The sequence below is a fragment of the Azohydromonas lata NBRC 102462 genome (assembly GCF_001571085.1).
Classification (GTDB): Bacteria; Pseudomonadota; Gammaproteobacteria; order Burkholderiales; family Burkholderiaceae_C; genus Azohydromonas; species Azohydromonas lata.
The window spans coordinates 1-776 of sequence record NZ_BCTC01000316.1 but is presented as its reverse complement, the minus strand read 5'-3'; the positions used below and the strand labels follow the sequence as shown (position 1 = coordinate 776).

Here is a 776-nt window from a genome sequence, read left to right as displayed (position 1 = left end):
ACCGGCCACCAACACGATATGGCCGTTGTTCAGCGACACCAGGTCCGACTGGTCGGCATCGGCAGCGGCGCTCGTCATGCCGTTGCTGCCGAGCTCGACCGCGAGCACACCCGCGGTGCCCACGGTCACGGCATCGTCCTCGCTGACGTAGATGCCTGCGCCGAGGTTGCCATTGCTGCGAGCCGTCAGAACGCTCACGGCCGTCGTGAGGTGACGGTCGGCCGCGCCAATGGCGCCGTCGGCCTGCAAGCGCAGCACGTTCGCCGAGACGTTCTTCGTGCTGTTCGCGGCGTTGAGGATGGCGCCCGCATCGGCCACCAGGCTCACGTTGGCCGCCGTGACGTTGCCCACGGTCATGGTCGTGGCGGCATTGAGGCGTGCGCTGCTGTCGGTGGCGATGACCCAGGCGTCGCCTGCCATGGTGAGCGCGCCACCCTCGGCATCGATGGAGACGGTGCCCGTGCTGGCCGTGCTCACGTCCACGCCCACAGCCGTGGCGCTGCCCAGCAGCACGTTGCCCGCGGCCTTGAGCGTGATCTGGCCCGTGCCGGTGGCAACGTCGCTGTTGACGACCAAGTCACCGCTCGTGGCCTGGATGAGGATGGAGGCCGTGCCCGTGGCGCTCACTGCCATGCCGGACAGCCCCGCCACACCACCGTTGCTGCTGCCATCGTTGAGCGTGACGGACCCGGCGGCCACCAGGACGATAGAGCCCTTGTTCAGCGCCACGAGATCGGACTGCGCGGCGTCGCTGACCGGCGACGTGCTTGCGTCGG

At 69.1% G+C, this 776-nt stretch carries 1 protein-coding gene; it reads right to left on the bottom strand.

Translation table 11 applies throughout. The features are described 5' to 3' along the window. Nucleotides 1–776: hypothetical protein (locus ALA01S_RS34255; RefSeq protein ID WP_169806064.1), on the bottom strand; the 776-nt coding region annotated here is incomplete at both ends.